Source organism: Rhodoblastus sp. 17X3 (assembly GCF_030056575.1).
In the GTDB taxonomy this organism is placed as follows: domain Bacteria; phylum Pseudomonadota; class Alphaproteobacteria; order Rhizobiales; family Beijerinckiaceae; genus Rhodoblastus.
In genome coordinates this window covers 473,243-490,296 of the sequence record NZ_JASHHX010000001.1, presented here as the reverse complement: position 1 = coordinate 490,296, position 17,054 = coordinate 473,243, and the positions used below count along the sequence as shown (strand labels likewise).

16 protein-coding genes are annotated in these 17,054 nt (G+C 65.5%); 4 read left to right on the top strand and 12 right to left on the bottom strand.

Translation table 11 applies throughout. The features are described 5' to 3' along the window. The first annotated feature begins 151 nt into the window (after positions 1–151). On the top strand, positions 152–667 hold the full coding sequence (locus QM467_RS02345) for a GcrA family cell cycle regulator (protein ID WP_283364670.1): 516 nt from the start codon (positions 152–154) through the stop codon (positions 665–667). A 255-nt stretch (positions 668–922) separates the two neighbouring features. On the opposite strand, the gene phoB is transcribed toward QM467_RS02345, so the two are convergent. From phoB to ribA, 11 genes are all read right to left on the bottom strand, one after another. Further along, a complete protein-coding gene (gene phoB, locus QM467_RS02340) occupies positions 923–1,666 on the bottom strand; it encodes a phosphate regulon transcriptional regulator PhoB (RefSeq protein ID WP_283364669.1) in 744 nt (247 codons plus the stop codon). 23 nt (positions 1,667–1,689) lie between these two features. Next, positions 1,690–2,388, bottom strand: a complete 699-nt coding sequence (gene phoU / locus QM467_RS02335) for a phosphate signaling complex protein PhoU (RefSeq protein ID WP_283364668.1) — start codon at positions 2,386–2,388, stop codon at positions 1,690–1,692. A gap of 34 nt (positions 2,389–2,422) precedes the next feature. Further along, the gene (pstB, locus tag QM467_RS02330; protein ID WP_283364667.1) at positions 2,423–3,223 is read right to left on the bottom strand and encodes a phosphate ABC transporter ATP-binding protein PstB; all 801 of its coding nucleotides are present in this window, start codon (positions 3,221–3,223) and stop codon (positions 2,423–2,425) included. Continuing rightward, positions 3,220–4,062, bottom strand: a complete 843-nt coding sequence (gene pstA / locus QM467_RS02325) for a phosphate ABC transporter permease PstA (protein WP_283364666.1) — start codon at positions 4,060–4,062, stop codon at positions 3,220–3,222. The genes pstB and pstA overlap by 4 nt, the downstream gene beginning before the upstream one ends. Position 4,063: 1 nt before the next feature. Continuing rightward, positions 4,064–5,059, bottom strand: coding sequence for a phosphate ABC transporter permease subunit PstC (gene pstC / locus QM467_RS02320; RefSeq protein ID WP_283364665.1), 996 nt, complete (start codon positions 5,057–5,059; stop codon positions 4,064–4,066). Between the two features lie 61 nt (positions 5,060–5,120). Continuing rightward, a complete protein-coding gene (pstS, locus tag QM467_RS02315; protein WP_283364664.1) occupies positions 5,121–6,167 on the bottom strand; it encodes a phosphate ABC transporter substrate-binding protein PstS in 1,047 nt (348 codons plus the stop codon). Positions 6,168–6,442: 275 nt separating this feature from the next. Beyond that, positions 6,443–7,492: an ATP-binding protein gene (locus QM467_RS02310; RefSeq protein WP_283364663.1), complete on the bottom strand. Its 1,050-nt coding sequence runs from the start codon at positions 7,490–7,492 to the stop codon at positions 6,443–6,445. Between the two features lie 17 nt (positions 7,493–7,509). Next, complete coding sequence (locus tag QM467_RS02305) at positions 7,510–8,595, bottom strand: lysylphosphatidylglycerol synthase domain-containing protein (protein ID WP_283364662.1); 1,086 nt, start codon at positions 8,593–8,595, stop codon at positions 7,510–7,512. A 357-nt stretch (positions 8,596–8,952) separates the two neighbouring features. Next, a complete protein-coding gene (locus QM467_RS02300) occupies positions 8,953–9,354 on the bottom strand; it encodes a 2Fe-2S iron-sulfur cluster-binding protein (protein ID WP_283364661.1) in 402 nt (133 codons plus the stop codon). 203 nt (positions 9,355–9,557) lie between these two features. Continuing rightward, positions 9,558–11,951 (bottom strand): hypothetical protein, encoded by a 2,394-nt coding sequence (locus QM467_RS02295; RefSeq protein WP_283364660.1) that lies wholly within the window; start codon positions 11,949–11,951, stop codon positions 9,558–9,560. Then, positions 11,920–13,023: a GTP cyclohydrolase II RibA gene (ribA, locus tag QM467_RS02290; protein WP_283364659.1), complete on the bottom strand. Its 1,104-nt coding sequence runs from the start codon at positions 13,021–13,023 to the stop codon at positions 11,920–11,922. The genes QM467_RS02295 and ribA overlap by 32 nt, the downstream gene beginning before the upstream one ends. 172 nt (positions 13,024–13,195) lie before the next feature. On the opposite strand from ribA, the gene QM467_RS02285 reads away from it, so the two are divergent. Together QM467_RS02285 and QM467_RS02280 are read left to right on the top strand one after the other, a co-directional pair. Continuing rightward, on the top strand, positions 13,196–14,161 hold the full coding sequence (locus QM467_RS02285) for a hypothetical protein (protein WP_283364658.1): 966 nt from the start codon (positions 13,196–13,198) through the stop codon (positions 14,159–14,161). After that, on the top strand, positions 14,158–15,135 hold the full coding sequence (locus QM467_RS02280; RefSeq protein WP_283364657.1) for a DUF1624 domain-containing protein: 978 nt from the start codon (positions 14,158–14,160) through the stop codon (positions 15,133–15,135). Before QM467_RS02285 ends, QM467_RS02280 begins: the two co-directional genes overlap by 4 nt. Here the strand turns inward: QM467_RS02280 and fumC are convergent, their stop codons facing one another. Beyond that, positions 15,136–16,530, bottom strand: coding sequence for a class II fumarate hydratase (fumC, locus tag QM467_RS02275; protein ID WP_283364656.1), 1,395 nt, complete (start codon positions 16,528–16,530; stop codon positions 15,136–15,138). 228 nt (positions 16,531–16,758) lie between these two features. On the opposite strand from fumC, the gene QM467_RS02270 reads away from it, so the two are divergent. Next, the gene (locus QM467_RS02270) at positions 16,759–17,031 is read left to right on the top strand and encodes a KGG domain-containing protein (protein WP_283364655.1); all 273 of its coding nucleotides are present in this window, start codon (positions 16,759–16,761) and stop codon (positions 17,029–17,031) included. The last annotated feature ends 23 nt before the right edge of the window (positions 17,032–17,054 follow it).

The following is a 17,054-nucleotide window of genomic DNA, read 5'->3' as shown; positions in this document are numbered from 1 at the left end:
GGAAAGACCGCAAGAGAAAGCAGCCGGACGCCTCCGCGCGCAACAGCAACGCGCGGCTGAGCGGAAGTCACGAGCGCCAATGATGGCGCCGCCCGGGGAGCCGCCGTTTCCGCCAAACCTGCGAAACGGACAACGTTTGGAGGTCAATTCAATGTCCTGGACCGATGAACGCGTCGAGCAATTGAAGAAAATGTGGCTGGAAGGCTTGAGTGCGAGCCAGATCGCCAATGAACTCGCTCATGGCATCACCCGCAATGCGGTCATCGGCAAGGTGCATCGTCTTGGCCTGTCCGGCCGGGTCAAGTCGCCTGCCCCCGCGCCGGCCCGTGCGCGCCCCAAGGCGCGGACCGAGGAAGAGAACCGCCCGACCGCCACTCCGGTCGTCCACGGCAATCTCGCCCTCGCCGCCGATCTGCGCCCCGCTCCGGCGCCCGCGCCGCGCCGCGCCTCGGAAGACGTGGTCATCCCCATGTCCGAGCGCGTGAGCATCATGGACCTGCGGGAATCCATGTGCCGCTGGCCGCTGGGCGACCCCTCCAGCCCCGATTTCCGCTATTGCGGCGCGAAAATGCAGATCGGCGTGGGTCCCTATTGCGCCCATCACGCGCGCATCGCCTATCAGCCGGCGCAGGACCGTCGTCGCGACAAGCGCATCGCCCGCGCCTGAGGCTCCCAAAAAGGGCAAGGGCGAGGGGCCGGCCCGTCGGCGCGCGATCTTCGAGCAGCAAATCTGTTCGGGTCAGACCGCGCGTAACGTCGGCAAGTCGCGGCGGCGAGACCTCCGGCGGCGAAAGGCGCGGTTCAGACCCCTCCCCCCTGCCCTTTGGTGAAACGAAAAGCCGGCGTGCGCGGAGCGACGCCGGCTTTTCATTGGGCGGCGGGAGGTCAGCACAAGCCCGGCCGAACGCGACGCCTGCAGGGATCAGCCGCGGCCGAAAGTCTCGTCGAAGGAATAACCGGAGCCGCGCACTGTGCGGATCGGATCGTCCTCGCCGCCCGCAGCAAGCGCCTTGCGCAACCGTCCGATATGGACATCGACCGTGCGTTCGTCGATCTCGGCCGACATGCCCCAGACGCTGTCGAGCAATTGCGAACGGGCGAAGACCCGACCCGGCTTCTCCATCAGATATTCCAGCAGGCGAAATTCGGTCGGGCCGAGATGGACGTCGCGGCCGCCACGACGGACGCGACGCGTCTCCCGATCCAGCTCCAGCGCGCCGGCGGTCAGCTTCACGGCGACGCGTTCGGGGCGCGCCCGGCGCAACAGCGCGCGCACGCGCGCCATCAGCTCTGGAACCGAGAATGGCTTGACCACATAATCGTCGGCCCCGACCGAGAGGCCGCGCACGCGTTCGCCCTCTTCGCCGCGCGCGGTCAGCATGATGACCGGCAGAGTGCGGGTGGCTTCCCGCGCCCGAAGGCGGCGGCAGATTTCCAGTCCCGAGACGCCGGGCAACATCCAGTCGAGAATGACCATGTCCGGCGCGGTTTCTTCAAGCCGCAGTTCCGCCTCGTCGCCGCGCTCGACGCGCTCGACGACATAGCCCTCGGCTTCGAGATTGTAGCTCAGCATGAGAGCCAGGGCGGCCTCGTCCTCGACAACCAGAATTCGTGGGGCGCCGCCTGGCGAGGCGGCGCCGATGACCGATGCGCGCGGTTCGTTCATGAAATCGAATGGCTCCTAAAGACTCACGGCAAAGTCGAGGAATCGATGCCGCGCGGGCGCTCGCCCGGCATGCTCTCCCCGGTCACGATGTAATGGACCGTTTCGGCGATATTGGTGGTGTGATCGCCGACGCGCTCAAGGTTCTTCGAGCAGAACAGCAGATGCGTGCAGAAAGTGATGTTGCGCGGATCTTCCATCATGAAGGTGAGAAGGTCGCGAAACACGGAATCCTCGAGCGCGTCCAGCTCCAGATCGCGGTTCCAGACCGCCTTGGCGCGCTCGACGTCGCGCTGGGCATAGGCGTCCAGCACGTCGTTGAGCTGCGTGGCGGCGAGATCGTGCATCGACCGGAGGCCGACCACTGCGCGCGGAATGCGGGACTCCCCGGCGATCTTGGCGGCGCGCTTGGCAATGTTCTTGGCCTGATCGCCGATGCGCTCCAGATCCGCCGAGATGCGGATCACGCCGACGACGTCGCGGAGATCGACCGCGACGGGCTGGCGGCGCGCTAGAACGCGTACGGCGAGGTCCTCGACCGTCCGCTGCAGCACGTCGAGACGCACGTCGGTCGCGATGACCTTCTGCGCGAGTTCGACATTCATCGTCGACAGCGCGTCCATTGCGTCGGCGAGCATTTTTTCGGCGATTCCGCCCATTTCTGAAATGTGGCGGTCGAGCGTTTCGAGATCGGCGTCGAAAGATCTGACGGTATGTTCGACCATGGTGCCTTGTTCCTGTCTGGCCGGAGAGCCGAAATCAGCCGAAACGGCCGGTGATATAATCCTGGGTGCGGCGCTCTTTCGGCGCCGTAAAGATCTTGTCTGTATCGTCGAATTCGACCATTTCACCGAGATACATGAAGGCCGTGTACTGCGAGACGCGCACCGCCTGCTGCATGTTATGCGTGACGATCGCGATGGTGTAGTCGCGGCGCATCTCGTCGATCAGCTCCTCCACCTTGGCGGTGGAGATCGGATCGAGCGCCGAACAGGGCTCGTCGAACAAGATCACTTCCGGCTGGATCGCGACGGTGCGGGCGATGCACAGGCGCTGCTGCTGTCCGCCGGAGAGGCTGAGGCCGCTGGCGTTGAGCTTGTCCTTGACTTCGTCCCAGATCGCCGCGCCGCGCAGGGCCTTCTCGACGCGCTCGTCCATGTCGGCCTTGCCGAGCTTTTCATAGAGCCGGACGCCGAAGGCGATGTTGTCATAGATCGACATCGGGAAGGGCGTGGGCTTCTGGAAGACCATGCCGACGCGGGCGCGCAGGGCGTTGATGTCCTGTTTCGGATTCAGAATATTCTCGCCGTCGAGCAGCACTTCGCCCTCGGCGCGCTGGCGCGGATAAAGGTCGTACATGCGGTTGAGCACGCGCAGCAGCGTGGACTTGCCGCAGCCCGACGGGCCGATGAAGGCGGTCGCCTGATTTGCGTAGAGCGGGACGCTGACGGACTTCAGCGCCCTGGTCTCGCCATAGAAGAAGTCAAGATTCCTGACCGACATCTTTTCCGCGAGCTTGTCGCGCGACGCCGGGGCTTCCTGCGAAAGAGCATTGGTCATTTGCTGGTCCTTTGCGCGCCGAGAACGCGGGCGGTGATCGACAGAGCCAGAACGGCGAGGGTGATGAGGAGCGCGCCGGCCCAGGCGAGCTGCTGCCATTCCTTGTAGGGCGACAGCGCGAACTGGAAGATCACGACCGGAAGGCTGGCCATGGGCGCGTCCAGCTTGGTGCTCCAGAACTGGTTGTTCAGCGCGGTGAAGAGCAGCGGCGCGGTCTCGCCGGAGACGCGAGCCACGGCCAGCAGCAGGCCGGTGATGAGGCCCGCCCTCGCAGCCTTGTAGGCGACGTGGCGGATGACCAGCGAGCGCGGCAGCCCGAGGGCGGTCGCGGCCTCGCGCAGCGAGCCGGGCACGAGATTAAGCATGTCCTCGGTGGTGCGCACCACGACGGGCACGACCAGAAAGGCGAGAGCGATCGAGCCGGCAATGGCCGAGAAATGGCCCATCTGCACGACTGTGATCTCATAGACGAACAGGCCGATGACGATCGAAGGCGCCGACAGCAGAATATCGTTGATGAAGCGCACGACGGTCGTCAGCTTCGAGTTACGGCCATATTCGGCCATGTAGGTGCCGGCGAACATGCCCAGAGGGGCGCCGATCAGCACGCCGAAGAAAGTCATGATCAGCGAGCCGACGATGGCGTTGAGCAGACCGCCCGCGGAGCCGGGCGGCGGCGTCATTTCCGTGAAGACCTTGAGGTTCAGGCCTGAAAATCCGTTCCAGAACAGGGCCGCCAGAATGAAGGCCAGGGCGATGAGGCCGACGCCCGCCGAGGCGACGCAGAGACCCATGGCGACGGCGCTGCGCGTCTTGCGCGCGGCTTGCAGTGCGGACATGTCAACGCGCTCCCTGGCTTTCGATGCGCATCAGCAGCAGGCGCGAGATCGAGAGAACAATGAAGGTGATGATGAAAAGAAGCAGGCCGAGCGTGATCAGCGAAGAGGTATAGATCGCGCCGTCGGCCTCGGTGAATTCATTGGCGATGGTCGCCGAGATCGTCGTGCCGGGGCCGAGGATCGAAGGGGCGATCTTGTGGGCGTTGCCGATGACGAAGGTGACCGCCATGGTTTCGCCGAGCGCGCGGCCAAGCGCCAGCATGATTCCTCCGACCAGGCCGACGCCCGTATAAGGCGCAACGATGTTGCGGATCACTTCCCAGCGGGTGCAGCCGATGCCGAAGGCGGACTCCTTCAGAACGGTCGGGACCGTTTCGAACACGTCGCGTGAGATCGAGGAGATCAGCGGCAGGATCATGATGGACAGGATGAGGCCCGCGGTCGCGATGCCGATGCCATAGGGCGGGCCGGAGAAGAGCTGGTTCAGCAAAGGCACATTGGCGAAAATCGCGATGATCGCCGGCTGAACATGTTCCTGCAGGAAGGGCGCAAGGACGAACATGCCCCATATGCCGTAGATGATCGAGGGAATGCCCGCCAGCAATTCGACGGCGATGCCGATCGGCCGCCGCAGCGCGTAGGGGCAGAGCTCGGTCAGGAAGACAGCGATGCCCAAGCCAAGCGGCACGGCGATGGCCAGTGCGATGATCGAGGTGATCAGGGTGCCGTAGATCGCTGGAGCGGCGCCGAAATTCTCGGTGACGGGGTTCCAGGCCTGCGACGTCAGAAAGCCGAAGCCGAATTTTTCCAGGGCCGGGATCGAGCCGTGGATCAGGGAAAAGATGACCCCGCCAAGCAAAAGCAGAACAGCGACCGCGCAGGTCTTGGTCAGGATGTGAAAGGCCTGGTCGCCGAGCTCGAAGCGGCGCAACACCTTTAAACGACTATCGCCCTGCGCCGCAGGTTTCGCCACGGAACTCAATGCGGCCTCCGCCATGTTTCGTTCCTCGTACAATTGAGCGGCCGGAGGCTCAAGCCCCCGGCCAGCAGGAGCAGCGTTACTTGGACTCGTAGACCGGCTTGCCGTCCGCGGTCTTGACGTCCGCCGCCCAGGTCTTGCGAACCATGCCGATGACATTGTCAGGCATCGGGATGTAGTCGAGCGCAGCGGCTTCCTTGGACCCGTTCTTGAACGCCCAGTCGAAGAACTTCAGCGCTTCGCCGGCGACGGCAGCGTCTTGCGGCTGCTTCGGGATCAGGATGAAGGTCGCGGCCGTGAGCGGCCAGGAGGCGGCGCCCTTCTGGTCGGTCAGGATCTGGTAATAGCCCGGCGCATTGGCCCAGTCGGCGTTGGCGGCTGCGGCCTGGAAGCTTTCCATGGTCGGCGCTACCGTTTTGCCGTCGTGGTTGACCATCTTGGCGTAGGTCATGTTGTTCTGCTTGGCATAGGCATATTCGACATAGCCGACAGAACCCTTGGTGTTGGCCACGGTGTTGGCGACGCCTTCATTGCCCTTGGCGGCGAGGCCGATCGGCCATTCGACGGCGGCGGCGGCGCCGACCTTGGACTTCCAATCCGCCGAGACCTTGGACAGGTAATCGGTGAAGTTGAACGAGGTGCCGGAGCCGTCCGAACGATGGATGACGGCGATCGGGCCTTCGGGCAGCTTCAGGCCGGGGTTCAACTTGGCCAGAGCCGGATCGTTCCAGGTCTTGATTTCGCCGAGGAAGATTTTGGCGAGGGTCGGGCCGTCGATGACGATTTCGCCCGGCTTGACGCCGTCCAGATTGACGACCATCACGATGCCGCCCATGACCTGCGGCCACTGCACAAGACCGTTCTTTTCCAGGTCTTCCGCCTTCATCGGGGCGTCGGAGGCGCCGAAGGTGACCGTGCGGGCGACAATCTGCTTGATGCCGCCGCCGGAGCCGATCGACTGATAGTTCAGGCCGATGCCGGTGTCCTTCTTATAGGTGTCGGCCCATTTGGAATAGACCGGATAGGGGAAGGTCGCGCCAGCGCCGGAAATATCGGCGGCGAGGGTGGACGCGGCGGCGCCGACGACGGCGACGACGAGGGCGGAACGCAGCAGGATTTTGGACATGCCAGACCTCTCGAGAGGTTGAAACGGGCGCGAGCAAGGGAGCTGCTCGCGGATTGCGCTTGAGCGCGGGGAAGCTTTACGACGGCTGGATGACACTTCCATGACAACGCCCGAGCCGCTTGCGGGCGGCATCCGTTCATAACTGAACCTCGGCGCGCAAGATCGCGGAGATTCAACGCGTGCGGCGCAAACGAGATTTTTTGCAACTGCTCAATCCGGTCTGTTCTGGACGCGAAATTGGGCTCGAGACTGGGACGCGAAATCGCCGCCCCGATTCACTTCTCGTGGAGCGGCGCGAAGGCGGTGAAGGTCGCGCCGCGTCCCAGCGTGGATTCAATGCCCAGCCGGCCACGATGGCGGGCGAGAATATGCTTGACCAGCGCCAGCCCCAGGCCGGTGCCGCCCTTGGCGCGGCTCTGGCCGACATCGACGCGGTAGAAGCGCTCGGTCAGGCGCGGGATGTTCTGCGGCGCGATGCCCGGCCCCTCGTCGCGCACGGCCATGAAGCCGAAGCCGTCGCGGGTTCCGATCTCGACCCGGACGGCGCGTTCGGCCTCCTCCGGCTCCGGCGCGCTATATTTGATCGCGTTCTCGATCAGGTTCTCGGCCACCCGCAGCAATTCGTCGCGATCCCCGCGGACCACGGTCCGGGTCGCGGACAGCTCCAGATGGACGCGGTTCTCGCGCGCCATAGGCGCGAGGGCGTCGAGCACCTGCTGGGCCAGCGGCGCCAGATCGACAGCCGCGCGCGGCTGGAGATGCAGACTCTGCTCGATCCGCGACAGGGAGAGCAGATCGTCCACCAGTCGGGCCATGCGGCGCGCCTGCTCCAGCATGATGCCGAGGAAGCGATCGCGCGCCACGGGGTCGGCGCGGGCGGGTCCCTGCAAGGTCTCGATGAAGCCAAGCACCGAGGCGAGCGGCGTGCGCAATTCGTGGCTGGCGTTGGCGACGAAATCGACCCGCATCTTTTCGAGACGCCGCGTTTCAGTCGCGTCATGCAGATTGAGGGCGACGAAACCCGAGTCGATCGACTGAAACCCTGCGACATGAACCTGGAACAGGCGCTCGACCGGGACGCGATCGAGCCAGGACACGTCTTCAGCGAGACCGGACGCCATCACCCGGGCGATGGCGTCGTGCAGATCGACCGCGCGCAGGGTCGAGGCGAGCGGCGCGCCGAGACGCAGATGCGGGAACAGGCCGCGCGCGGGACCATTGGCCGCCACGAGACGAACCGATTCGTCCACGACCAGCACCGGTTCGGGCATGGCCTCGATCAGACTGGCGACAAGACCCCCGACAGGATCGACTATTTCGTTCATGAGGGCCTATTTTTGAATCAGGCGCCGTTTTCCCCGTCGCTTTGCGCGCGATTCATGGCGTCGCGCAGAGCGTCCCAGCGGCGCCCGCCTTCATTCGCGCCGAGGAGCGCAAGAGCCAACACGAAAGGGATGACATAATAAAGAATGCGGAACATCAAGAGCGAGGCGAGCAGCGCCTCCTGCGACGGCGACGGCAGCACCTTGAGCATGGTCGCCTCGAAAACGCCGATGCCGCCCGGCGCGTGGCTGACAATGCCCAGCAGGCAGGCGAAGACATAGATCGCGGCGAAAGTGAAGAAATCCACGCCTTCATGGCTCGGCAGCAGCACATAGAGGACCGCCGCGGCGCTGCATAGATCCATCACGCCGAGGGCGATTTGTCCCAGCGACAGGCCCAGCCCCGGCAGTTCGAGCGAAAGCCCCTGCCAGCGGGCGCGACGCGGACGGGCGGAGACCCAGTAGAGGTAGAAGCCGATGGCGGCGAGCATCCCAAAGCCGATGAGGCGGTTGAGATTGACCGCGAGGCGGTCGATTTCCGAAATCGGCCCGGCCTTGACCAGGAGCCCGAGGGCGATGACCACCGCCATGCCGAGCCAGAAGGTCACGCCCGCAACGACCGTGAGGCTGGCGATCTTGCCCGGACGCACGCCCGCCCGGGAATAGATCCAGTAGCGCACCGTGCCGCCCGTGAAGATCGGGAAGCCGAGCATGAACGAGACGGCGTAGGAGGTGAAGGAGGCCAGCGCCGTGGTGCGATAGGGCACGCTCAATTTCAGCTGGCGCAGGGCGATGGCGTCATAGCCCGTCAGCATCAGGAAGGAGCAGGCTGTGAAAAACAGGCCGAGCGCGATCTGGGTCGCCGAAGTCGCGGCGAAGGCGGCGCGCAATTCGGCCATGTCGAGATTGGCCAGAGTGCGGGACAGGACGAAAGCCGCGACGAGGACAAGGATCAGGCTCGCGGCGGCGCCGATGCGGGCGGCCAACCTGCGGCGCTTCTCGGCGGCGGCGGCGAGCGCGGCGCGCTCGCTTCGTCTCTCCGATGAGGAGGAAAGGCCCGACGCCGTCTCCGGCGCCTCCTCGTCACGCTCGTATTCGCTCCCCATCCGTTCCATCGCTGACGCTGCCCGAGCGGAATTGCATGTGGCCGGAGGCCGGATTCGCCCCGGATTTCCGCGATGCAGACGCGGAAACACGAGCGAACGGGCGGCGGACCGGCTACCTGCGGCGCCCGGCACGCGGACGCTCGCGGTCATTTACGGCGCCTGACCCGGTTCGGCAAGTCGTCGTTTCCGCCAGCCCTTGCGCCCCGGCGCCTGCGGCCGCTCCGGAAAAACCAACGGGGGCGTGATCGCCACGCCCCCGCGTCCTCCCCAGACTGACATCGGTCTTTTTGGCCGAAGTGTTTGGCCGAAGCGTCTGTCCGATGTCTGGCTCGTCAGCCCGGTCGCCCGGACCTTGAATTATCCGATGGTCCTGGCGCCCGACTTGCGCTGCTGAACAGGCAAAGTCTCGTCGCCGGCGAACTTCACCAGAATGTCCTCGTCGCGGATGATGTACTGGCAGGCCAGGCGGAAATGCGGCGGCAGGTCGTTGACCTCGGCCTCTTTCACTTCGGCCTTGGAGATCTTGCCGAGCTGCTTGAGCATTTCCTTCTCTTTTTCGGTGAGGGAAATGGCGTGGGTCGCCTTGCTCAGCACGGTGACTTCGACGAGGCAGGAGCCGCATTCGCCGTCCTGGCAGTCGAACGGAATCGGAATCTTGTTGTCCTTGGCGAGCGCCAGCAGCGTGCCGCGATCGCCGGCCACCGCATAGACGGTCACGTCGCGGGTAATGGACGGAGAGGAAAAGGTCACATTGGCCATGGATCGTCCTCCAGAGGGGGCGGTTCGTGAAACCGCGTTTGCTCCCGCCGACGCGACAGCAAGACCCATGCCTGCAACCGGCAACGCTTTTTCAGCCGCCAAGGCGAGACAATTTGTTCCGGCCCAATCAAACAGGAAAAGAAGGCGACAGCGCGCGTCGCCTTGGCGACCATTGCTGTCCGACACGCTTGTCGGGAGAGGCGTCAGCTTTGGCCGGGATTGCGCAAGCCCGGCAAGCTCCAGCCCTTCGGCAGGAATTGCGCGAAGCCCCGGAACGGCTCGAAGCGGAAGCGCACGCGATGCGGCCCGGGGCCGAGACGCACGGCGCGGAACATCAGATTGGCCCGCAGAATCGGCGCGCGGCGGCCATCGACATAGGCCGCCTGCCAATCCTGCCAGACGTCATTGAGGACGAGGAAACCGCCCTGCGCCGGCGCGACCGCCTCCACATCGACCAGCGTGTTGTCATAGCGCAGGATCTTCGCCGAGCCCGCCTCTGCGCCGCCGCCGGAAGCCGCCGCGACGTCCGGCGCGCAGCCCAGCTCGGGCCTTGCCGCGCAATCGGCCTGGTCGAGCAGGACGAAACGCCGGTAATCGATATCCGGCATGCCGCCCCCCGCTTCAATCGCGGCGAAATCCGCCGCGATGGCGCGGCCCGGCGCGAGCACGCGCGGCAAGGCGTTGGCGTTCTCGTAAAGATAGGCGTCCGCGGTCTGCCGGACCAAAGGCAGGTCGCCCGGCTTCAGGCTGGGGTCGATCTGCTCGATGGGCACGCCCGTCGCGATCCAGCGCAGGCCGAACAGATTGGCCATCGGCGATTTATAAGACGGGAAGGCCGGCGAGAAGACCCGCTGTTCGGGAAGGGCGACATGGTCGTTGGCGCGGGTGACGTCCACGAAAGTGGTCAGCCGGATCGGGTTGTAGCCGAGGTCCATGTCGAAGCCATGGGTCAGCCCGGCGTTTGGCCAATGGAAGTCGATCCCCGCCAACTCCACGCGGTCGCGGCGGTCGGGCGCGGCGTTTTCAGCCAGCTTCTGCTTCAGGAAGGCGATGGTCTCGTTCTGCGTGCTCTCGCGCAAAACGTCATAGGTTTGCGGCGGCAGGGCGGTGGATTGGTTAGGCGCGTTATTTAGCGACAGGTCGAAGGTCAGCACGGCGCCGATCAAAAGGACGCCCAGCGCCGGCGACTCGCGCCAGCGTCGCGCGGCCAGCAGGGCGGCGAGGGACAGAGCCGCGCAGAACAGCGAAAAAGCCAAAGCGGGCCAGGCGCCGCCGAGACGCCCCTTGGCGAGGGCGACGCCCACGGCGACCGCGTAAAGTGCGCCGACCAGCGCCAAGCCGATGTTGCGCGCCCTTTTGTCGGGCGGCGCGTCGATGAAGCGCGCGACGCAATAGCCGCCGACCACGCCGGCGAAAACGCAGAGCGGAAAAGTGGCGTCGGCCGGCCGCCGGAACAGATTGGCGCCGGGCACATCGAACAGCGCGGCGAAGACCGGGGTATATTTGCCGAAGGCATAGACCGCCAGAACCAAAATCGCCGCCGAGAAAAACCGCATCGGCCGCTCGAAGGCCCACAGCCGCCCGAAGCCCAGCGCGACGAGGGCGAGAAAGGGCAGCGCGCCGAAATAGATCTCGCCCATGTTGCGCGCGATATAGAGGCCAGTCTCGCCCCAGCCCGGCGACGGCGGCCCCCAGAAGGCCGATTGCGGCCCGTGCACGTCATAGAGATTGGCGACCAGCGCCGTGAGCAGCGAACCAGGATGAAGCGAACCGCGCATCGCGCCTTCCAGCGTGATTTCGGCGCGGTTGGACTGCTGCGCAAGCGCAATTGTCCACAGCAGCGGCGGCCCCGCCACGGCAAGCCCGACGACCATGCCGCCGAGCAGCGGCTTGAACATCCGCCCGAGTCGCGAAAAAAAGCCGCGGCTGTCGCCTTCCGGCGGCGAGAACAGGCGCCAGATGACAAAGAACGTGAGCGTCAGGACGAGAAGCCAGGCGATCTGGTCGCGGCCCAGCACCATGAAGGCGGCGAACAGCCCGGCCAGCGCGCCCCACAGGAAAGATCCGCGATCGAGCGCGCGATTGAGCGCCCAGAAAGCGAGCGGAAACCAGGACAGGCTGAGAATCTGGCCGGTGTGCTGGATGCGCCAGGCCGCCGAGCCGCCAAAGGCGAAAGCCAGCGCCGCCACGAGGCCGCCCGCGGCGCGCCAGCCGCGATCGCGGAAGTAGAGCATCCAGCCGATCCCGCCCAGCGTGAGCATGGCGAAGGCGACCGCATCGGCCTCCTGAAAGCCCGGCGCCGGATCGAGCGCCGCCAGCAGCAGATAGGGCGGGGAGAAGATCAGCGATTGCGGATCGGCGACCTGCGGCATGCCCGCGAAGACATTGGGCGTCCAGAACGGCGACTGGCCGCTATGCAGCGCATGGGCGAGGAAGGAGAGCTGCGGCTGGAAATGCGCCTTGGAATCCCACGGAATCGTCACCTGTCCCGACAGCCACGGCCAGGCCAGATACAGGCTGGCGAGCAGGAACAGGACGAGCGCGAAACGAAAGACCCAGCGGGATTCAGCCGCCGCCGGCGGGGGGGAGATCGACATCGAGATAATGGCCCGCTCTGTCGCGCTTTGTTGCGAGGTAATGGATGTTCTGCGGCGTCGGCCGGCCCTGGATGCGCTGGTCCGTCACGTCCAGCCCCGCCGCGCGCAGGGCTTCGATCTTGGCCGGATTATTGGTCATGAGCCGCACGCGCGTCACGCCGAGCAGGTCGAGCATGCGCGCAGCGTAGCCGAAGCGGCGCTGATCGAGGCCAAACCCCAGGATTTCGTCGGCATCGTAGGTGTCGTAGCCCTGCGCCTGAAGCGAATAGGCCCGCACCTTGTTGGCGAGGCCGTTGCCGCGCCCTTCCTGGTCGAGATAGAGGATCACGCCGCCGCCATTCTCCGCCATGAAGCGCGCGGTATGGCGCAACTGGTCGCCACAATCGCATTTGAGCGAGCCGAACAGGTCGCCGGTGAGGCAGGCGGAATGCAGCCGGACATGGACCGGGCCCGACAGATCGGGCTTGCCGACGATCACAGCCGCCTGATCGCGCAGGCCCTCGCCGCCGCGAAAAACCGCGATTTCCGAATTGGGCGCGCCTTCGAGCGGCAGCGGCGCCCGGCCGATCAAATGAAGCGACAGCACCTTTTTGGCGCGGAAGGAGCGCACGTCGCAGCCGTTGATCTCCTGCAATTGCGGCATCGGATCCGCCAAGGGGGCGACGATTGCGCCGGGCAGCAGCGTCGCGAGCCGCAGGAGATCGAGCGCGGCCTCGTCGGCGGCGCCGGGCGCGGCGACAGGCGCGTCGATAGAGGCGGTTTCGTCGGCCAGCAGCGCGCCGACCCGCTCGACGTCGATCTTCGGCATGGCGACGAGGCCGGGCGCCGTGCGCTCGACGCCGAGCCGGCGCAGCCTTTGCGCGGAAAGGATCAGATTGGCGCGGCCGCGCGCCAGCTGTTCGAGCGCGGCGGCGCTAACGGAATCGAGATTTTCGGCCGGGAAAACCAATATGCGGACGGAGCCTTCGAGCAGGGCCACGGGACGACCGGCCCGCAATTCCGCCACCGCGCGCTCCACGCTGACCGCGCCGGAGACCGCAGGCGAAGAAAAAAGACCCGAAACATCCGTCATTTGCGAGGAAAGCCCCTGTTCGCACGCCCTGGCGCCGTTTCCTACATAATCGCTTCGGGCCGCGAGAACCAGCTTTAAGCGAGAATTGAGCCAGAGCTTTCCCTTCAGGGCCGCGGCGCTTGCCTTGAAGGCCGGGCCAGATTAAAGCCGAAAGCCTCTTTCGGATGGTCCCATGCGCCTTTTTCGTCTTGCCTGCGTCCTGTCTTGCCTCGCCGCGCCCGCGCTGACCGCCCCGGCTCAAGCCGAGGGCGCCAAGGATCTCGTCAACGAGCTGGCGGTGAAGGTCGTCAACAAATCGACGCCCGAGCTCTGCGCCGAGCGCGACAATGTCGAGCTGGACTTCGTCTCGCCGGAGGTGCGCCATTTCACCATCCAGGCGGCGCATCCCTCCTATATCGGCATGATCAGCACGGACCGCTGGGCGCCGGATTTTTCCGCCTGCAACATTCCGCATGCCGAAGGCGCCCTGCCGCGCAAGACCTTTTTCGAAACGCCGACGCTGTGGCTGACCGGCCTGACCGATCCGGACTTTTGGCGTCCGGCGAATGTGCCGATCCGGGTCGGCGACCATGTCGAGCCGGGGTTTAATTACATCCAGCTCTGGATGCTGTTTCGCGAGCGCGCCGAGGAGGTTCTGGTCCTCTATCCGTCTGATGGCAATTGGCGCATCCGCCCCCTGCCCTTCGGCGACATGCGCTGGACGGCCTATGGCTCGTCGTTCCAGATCGGGCCGCTCGAGATTCAGGATTCGCCCGCTGGACCCCGTCCGATCGTCGCGATCAAGGATATCGCCTTCGATCCCGCCAAAAAGGCCTTTACGCTGAATTTCGTCCGCGGCGGCTCGGCGACGGTGACGGTCCGGCAGGTCGATCAGGACCATGTCGCGCTCGACGTCGCTTATTCCGGCGCCCTCCCCGGCAATCTGCCCTTCGCGGCGCTGCGCTCGATGTATTCAAATGAGAGCAACGCCGACGTCGCCCGCATCGCCTGGCGCGTCAAGGACGGCAAGGGCTGGGAGGAATCCCCGGTCCTGTCCTTCCCCGGCGCGCTCGTCACCGAGCTTTGGGCGGGGCGCCATTCGGCCTCCCGGCATAATCTCTCGGCGCCGGACATGGTCTTCTCGCACTTCCAGCCGTGACCGCCCCCGTCCCGCGCCCGGACTTCCCCCGCCTCGGCTGGGTCGATTCCGCGCGCGGCCTCGCGCTCTGGGCGATGCTCGGCTTTCACCTGACATGGGATCTGGCCCATTTCGGCTGGATCGACCACGGAACGCCTTATACGGCGGGTTTCCATTGGCTCGGCCATGTCATCGGCGCGAGCTTTTTGACGCTGGTCGGGATCAGCCTCGCCCTCGCCGGGCGGGCGCGCGGCCCCCTCCTGCGCAGCCCGGCCTTCTGGCGGCGCTGGGCGATGATCGTCGCGGCAGCCGCGGCGATCAGCGCCGCCTCGTTCTGGCTGTTTCCCACGACACCGATCTTTTTCGGCATCCTGCATTGCATTGCGCTGGCCAGCGTCATCGCCGCGCCTTTGGTCGCCGCGCCGGCCTGGGTCCTGCTCGCTGCGGGCGTGCTCGCGCTGGCCGCGCCGCACTTTCTCGCAACGCCCTTTTTCGACGTCAAAATCTTCTGGTGGACCGGGCTGGGCACGTTCGAGCCGCCCAGCAATGATTTCCGCCCGCTCCTGCCCTGGCTGGCCTTCGTCCTGTTCGGCGTGGCCCTTGGCCAATGGATCGCGCGGCGCGCGCAAGGCGCAACCCCGCCGGCGCAGCTCGCCCGATCCGGGCTACTGGCGCGCGGCTTGGCGTTATGCGGGCGGCATTCGCTGGCCTTCTATCTGATCCATCAGCCGCTGCTGTTCGGCTTTTTCTCTTTGCTCGCGCTCTTCGTCGTCGCGCCGGCGCAGGAATCCGGCTTCATCGGGCAGTGCGCGGCGCAATGTTTTCAGGACACCGGCGAGGCCGATCTTTGCCAAAAGACCTGCGCCTGCACCGTCGCGCACGCCAAGGCGGAAGGCTATTGGCCTCGGATGGCGCACGACGATCTGACGCCAGCGCAGAAAATTCAGGCCCATGACGCGATCATGGCCTGTTTCGGCGACAATCGCGGCAATTGATCAGCCCTTCGGCGCGAGCATATCCTCGGGACGCACCCAGCAATCATAATCCTCGGGGCTGACGAAGCCGAGCCGGATCGCCTCCTCGCGCAGGCTCGTGCCGTTCGCATGCGCTTCCTTGGCGATCTTCGCCGCCTTGTCGTAGCCAATTTTCGGCGTCAAAGCCGTCACCAGCATCAGCGAATTCCGCATGGCCGCGTCGAGTTTCTGCGGGTCGGCCGCGAGACCGTCGACGCAATGGACCGCGAAGCTGCGGGCGGAATCGGCCAGCAGGCGCACGCTTTCAAGAAAGGCGAACGCGATGACCGGCTTGTAGACATTCAGCTCGAATTGGCCTTGCGACGCAGCGAAGGCGATGGTCGCCTGATTGCCGAACACCCGCGCGCAGACCATGGTCAACGCCTCGATTTGGGTCGGATTGACCTTGCCGGGCATGATCGACGAGCCGGGCTCGTTCGCCGGCAGGATCAGTTCGCCAAGCCCGGCGCGCGGCCCGCTGCCCGCGAGGCGGATGTCGCTGGCGATCTTGAACAGGCCCGTCGCCACGGATTCGAGCGCGCCGTGAGCGAAGACCAGAGTGTCGTGGCTGGCCAGCGCCTCGAAGAAATTTTCCGCCGGCTTGAACGGCAGTCCCGTTTCCCGGCCGATTTCGCGGGCGAATTTCGCAGCGAACAGCTTGTGGGAGTTGAGCCCCGTGCCGACCGCCGTCGCGCCCTGCGCCAAAAAGGCGAGGCCCGGAAGAGCCGCCTCGATCCGCTCGATTCCGAGGCCAACCTGCGCGACATAGCCCGAAAATTCCTGGCCGAGGGTGATCGGCGTCGCGTCCTGCAGATGGGTTCGGCCGATCTTGATCAGGCCGGCGAATTCCCGCACCTTGCCGCGCAGGCTCGCTTCGAGTTGGCGCAGGGCCGGCAGAAGGTTTTGGATCAGCGCCCTCGTCGCCGCGACATGCATGGCGGTCGGAAAGGAATCATTGGACGATTGCCCCAGATTGACATGGTCATTGGGATGAACGGGGTCCATGGCGCCCCGCGCCACGCCAAAAACCTCATTGGCGCGATTGGCGATCACCTCGTTGACGTTCATGTGGCTCTGCGTGCCGGAGCCTGTTTGCCAGACCTTTAGCGGGAAATGATCGTCGAGCCGGCCGGAGGCGACTTCCTCGGCGGCGTCGACAATGGCCGCGGCGAGCTTGGGATCGAGCAGTCCAAGCTCGGCATTGACCTTCGCGGCCACCTTCTTGCCGAGGGCAAGGGCGTGGATGATTTCGCGCGGCATGAGTTGCGCGCCGATCGCAAAATTGCGCAGGGAACGCTCGGTCTGCGCGCCCCAGAGCCGGTCCTCAGCCACCTCGATCCGGCCGAACGAGTCCGTTTCCGTGCGAGTTTGCGTCATGCCGGGCTCCACGGGCTCCAATAGGCGCCCGCCCAATCGAACGAAGCGCCCAAAACTCCATTTGAACAGACTACGCCGATCGCCGCGCAGAGCCTCCACGCGCGCCGTCACGATTTGGTGATCGTTTAAAACACGAAAAATTGCACCCGAAAGCCGATTCGCGCGTTTCCTAGATTATCCCCCCGTTCAGGGCCTGCGCCCCGGGCGCGGCGCCGCGAGGATGTAGGTATGGAGACGATCAAGAAAGCTCGGGGCTTCGCCTCGATGGATCCCGAAAAGCAGCGCGCCATCGCGCGCAAGGGCGGGGAAAGCGTGCCCCGCGAAAAAAGGAGTTTCTCGCAAAACTCCGAACTGGCCGCCGAGGCCGGGCGCAAGGGCGGCCGCAGCGTCAGCCCGACCAACCGCAGTTTCGCCCGCGACAAGGACCTCGCGAAGACCGCCGGACGCAAGGGCGGACGCGCGGCCCATGGCGCGGCGGAGAGCGACGCGCCGATGAAATGAAAAGAGGCCCCAACGGGGCCTCT

Excerpts from the sequence above, each read along its gene's own strand:
- QM467_RS02285 (WP_283364658.1), top strand. The coding sequence starts at position 13,196 with ATGCGCCTTTTTCGTCTTGCCTGCGTCCTGTCTTGCCTCGCCGCGCCC.
- QM467_RS02305 (WP_283364662.1), bottom strand. The coding sequence starts at position 8,595 with ATGGGGAGCGAATACGAGCGTGACGAGGAGGCGCCGGAGACGGCGTCG.
- pstB (WP_283364667.1), bottom strand. The coding sequence starts at position 3,223 with ATGACCAATGCTCTTTCGCAGGAAGCCCCGGCGTCGCGCGACAAGCTC.
- QM467_RS02345 (WP_283364670.1), top strand. The coding sequence starts at position 152 with ATGTCCTGGACCGATGAACGCGTCGAGCAATTGAAGAAAATGTGGCTG.
- phoB (WP_283364669.1), bottom strand. The coding sequence starts at position 1,666 with ATGAACGAACCGCGCGCATCGGTCATCGGCGCCGCCTCGCCAGGCGGC.
- phoU (WP_283364668.1), bottom strand. The coding sequence starts at position 2,388 with ATGGTCGAACATACCGTCAGATCTTTCGACGCCGATCTCGAAACGCTC.
- QM467_RS02295 (WP_283364660.1), bottom strand. The coding sequence starts at position 11,951 with ATGTCGATCTCCCCCCCGCCGGCGGCGGCTGAATCCCGCTGGGTCTTT.
- pstC (WP_283364665.1), bottom strand. The coding sequence starts at position 5,059 with ATGGCGGAGGCCGCATTGAGTTCCGTGGCGAAACCTGCGGCGCAGGGC.
- fumC (WP_283364656.1), bottom strand. The coding sequence starts at position 16,530 with ATGACGCAAACTCGCACGGAAACGGACTCGTTCGGCCGGATCGAGGTG.
- pstA (WP_283364666.1), bottom strand. The coding sequence starts at position 4,062 with ATGTCCGCACTGCAAGCCGCGCGCAAGACGCGCAGCGCCGTCGCCATG.
- pstS (WP_283364664.1), bottom strand. The coding sequence starts at position 6,167 with ATGTCCAAAATCCTGCTGCGTTCCGCCCTCGTCGTCGCCGTCGTCGGC.
- QM467_RS02270 (WP_283364655.1), top strand. The coding sequence starts at position 16,759 with ATGGAGACGATCAAGAAAGCTCGGGGCTTCGCCTCGATGGATCCCGAA.
- QM467_RS02310 (WP_283364663.1), bottom strand. The coding sequence starts at position 7,492 with ATGAACGAAATAGTCGATCCTGTCGGGGGTCTTGTCGCCAGTCTGATC.
- QM467_RS02300 (WP_283364661.1), bottom strand. The coding sequence starts at position 9,354 with ATGGCCAATGTGACCTTTTCCTCTCCGTCCATTACCCGCGACGTGACC.
- ribA (WP_283364659.1), bottom strand. The coding sequence starts at position 13,023 with ATGACGGATGTTTCGGGTCTTTTTTCTTCGCCTGCGGTCTCCGGCGCG.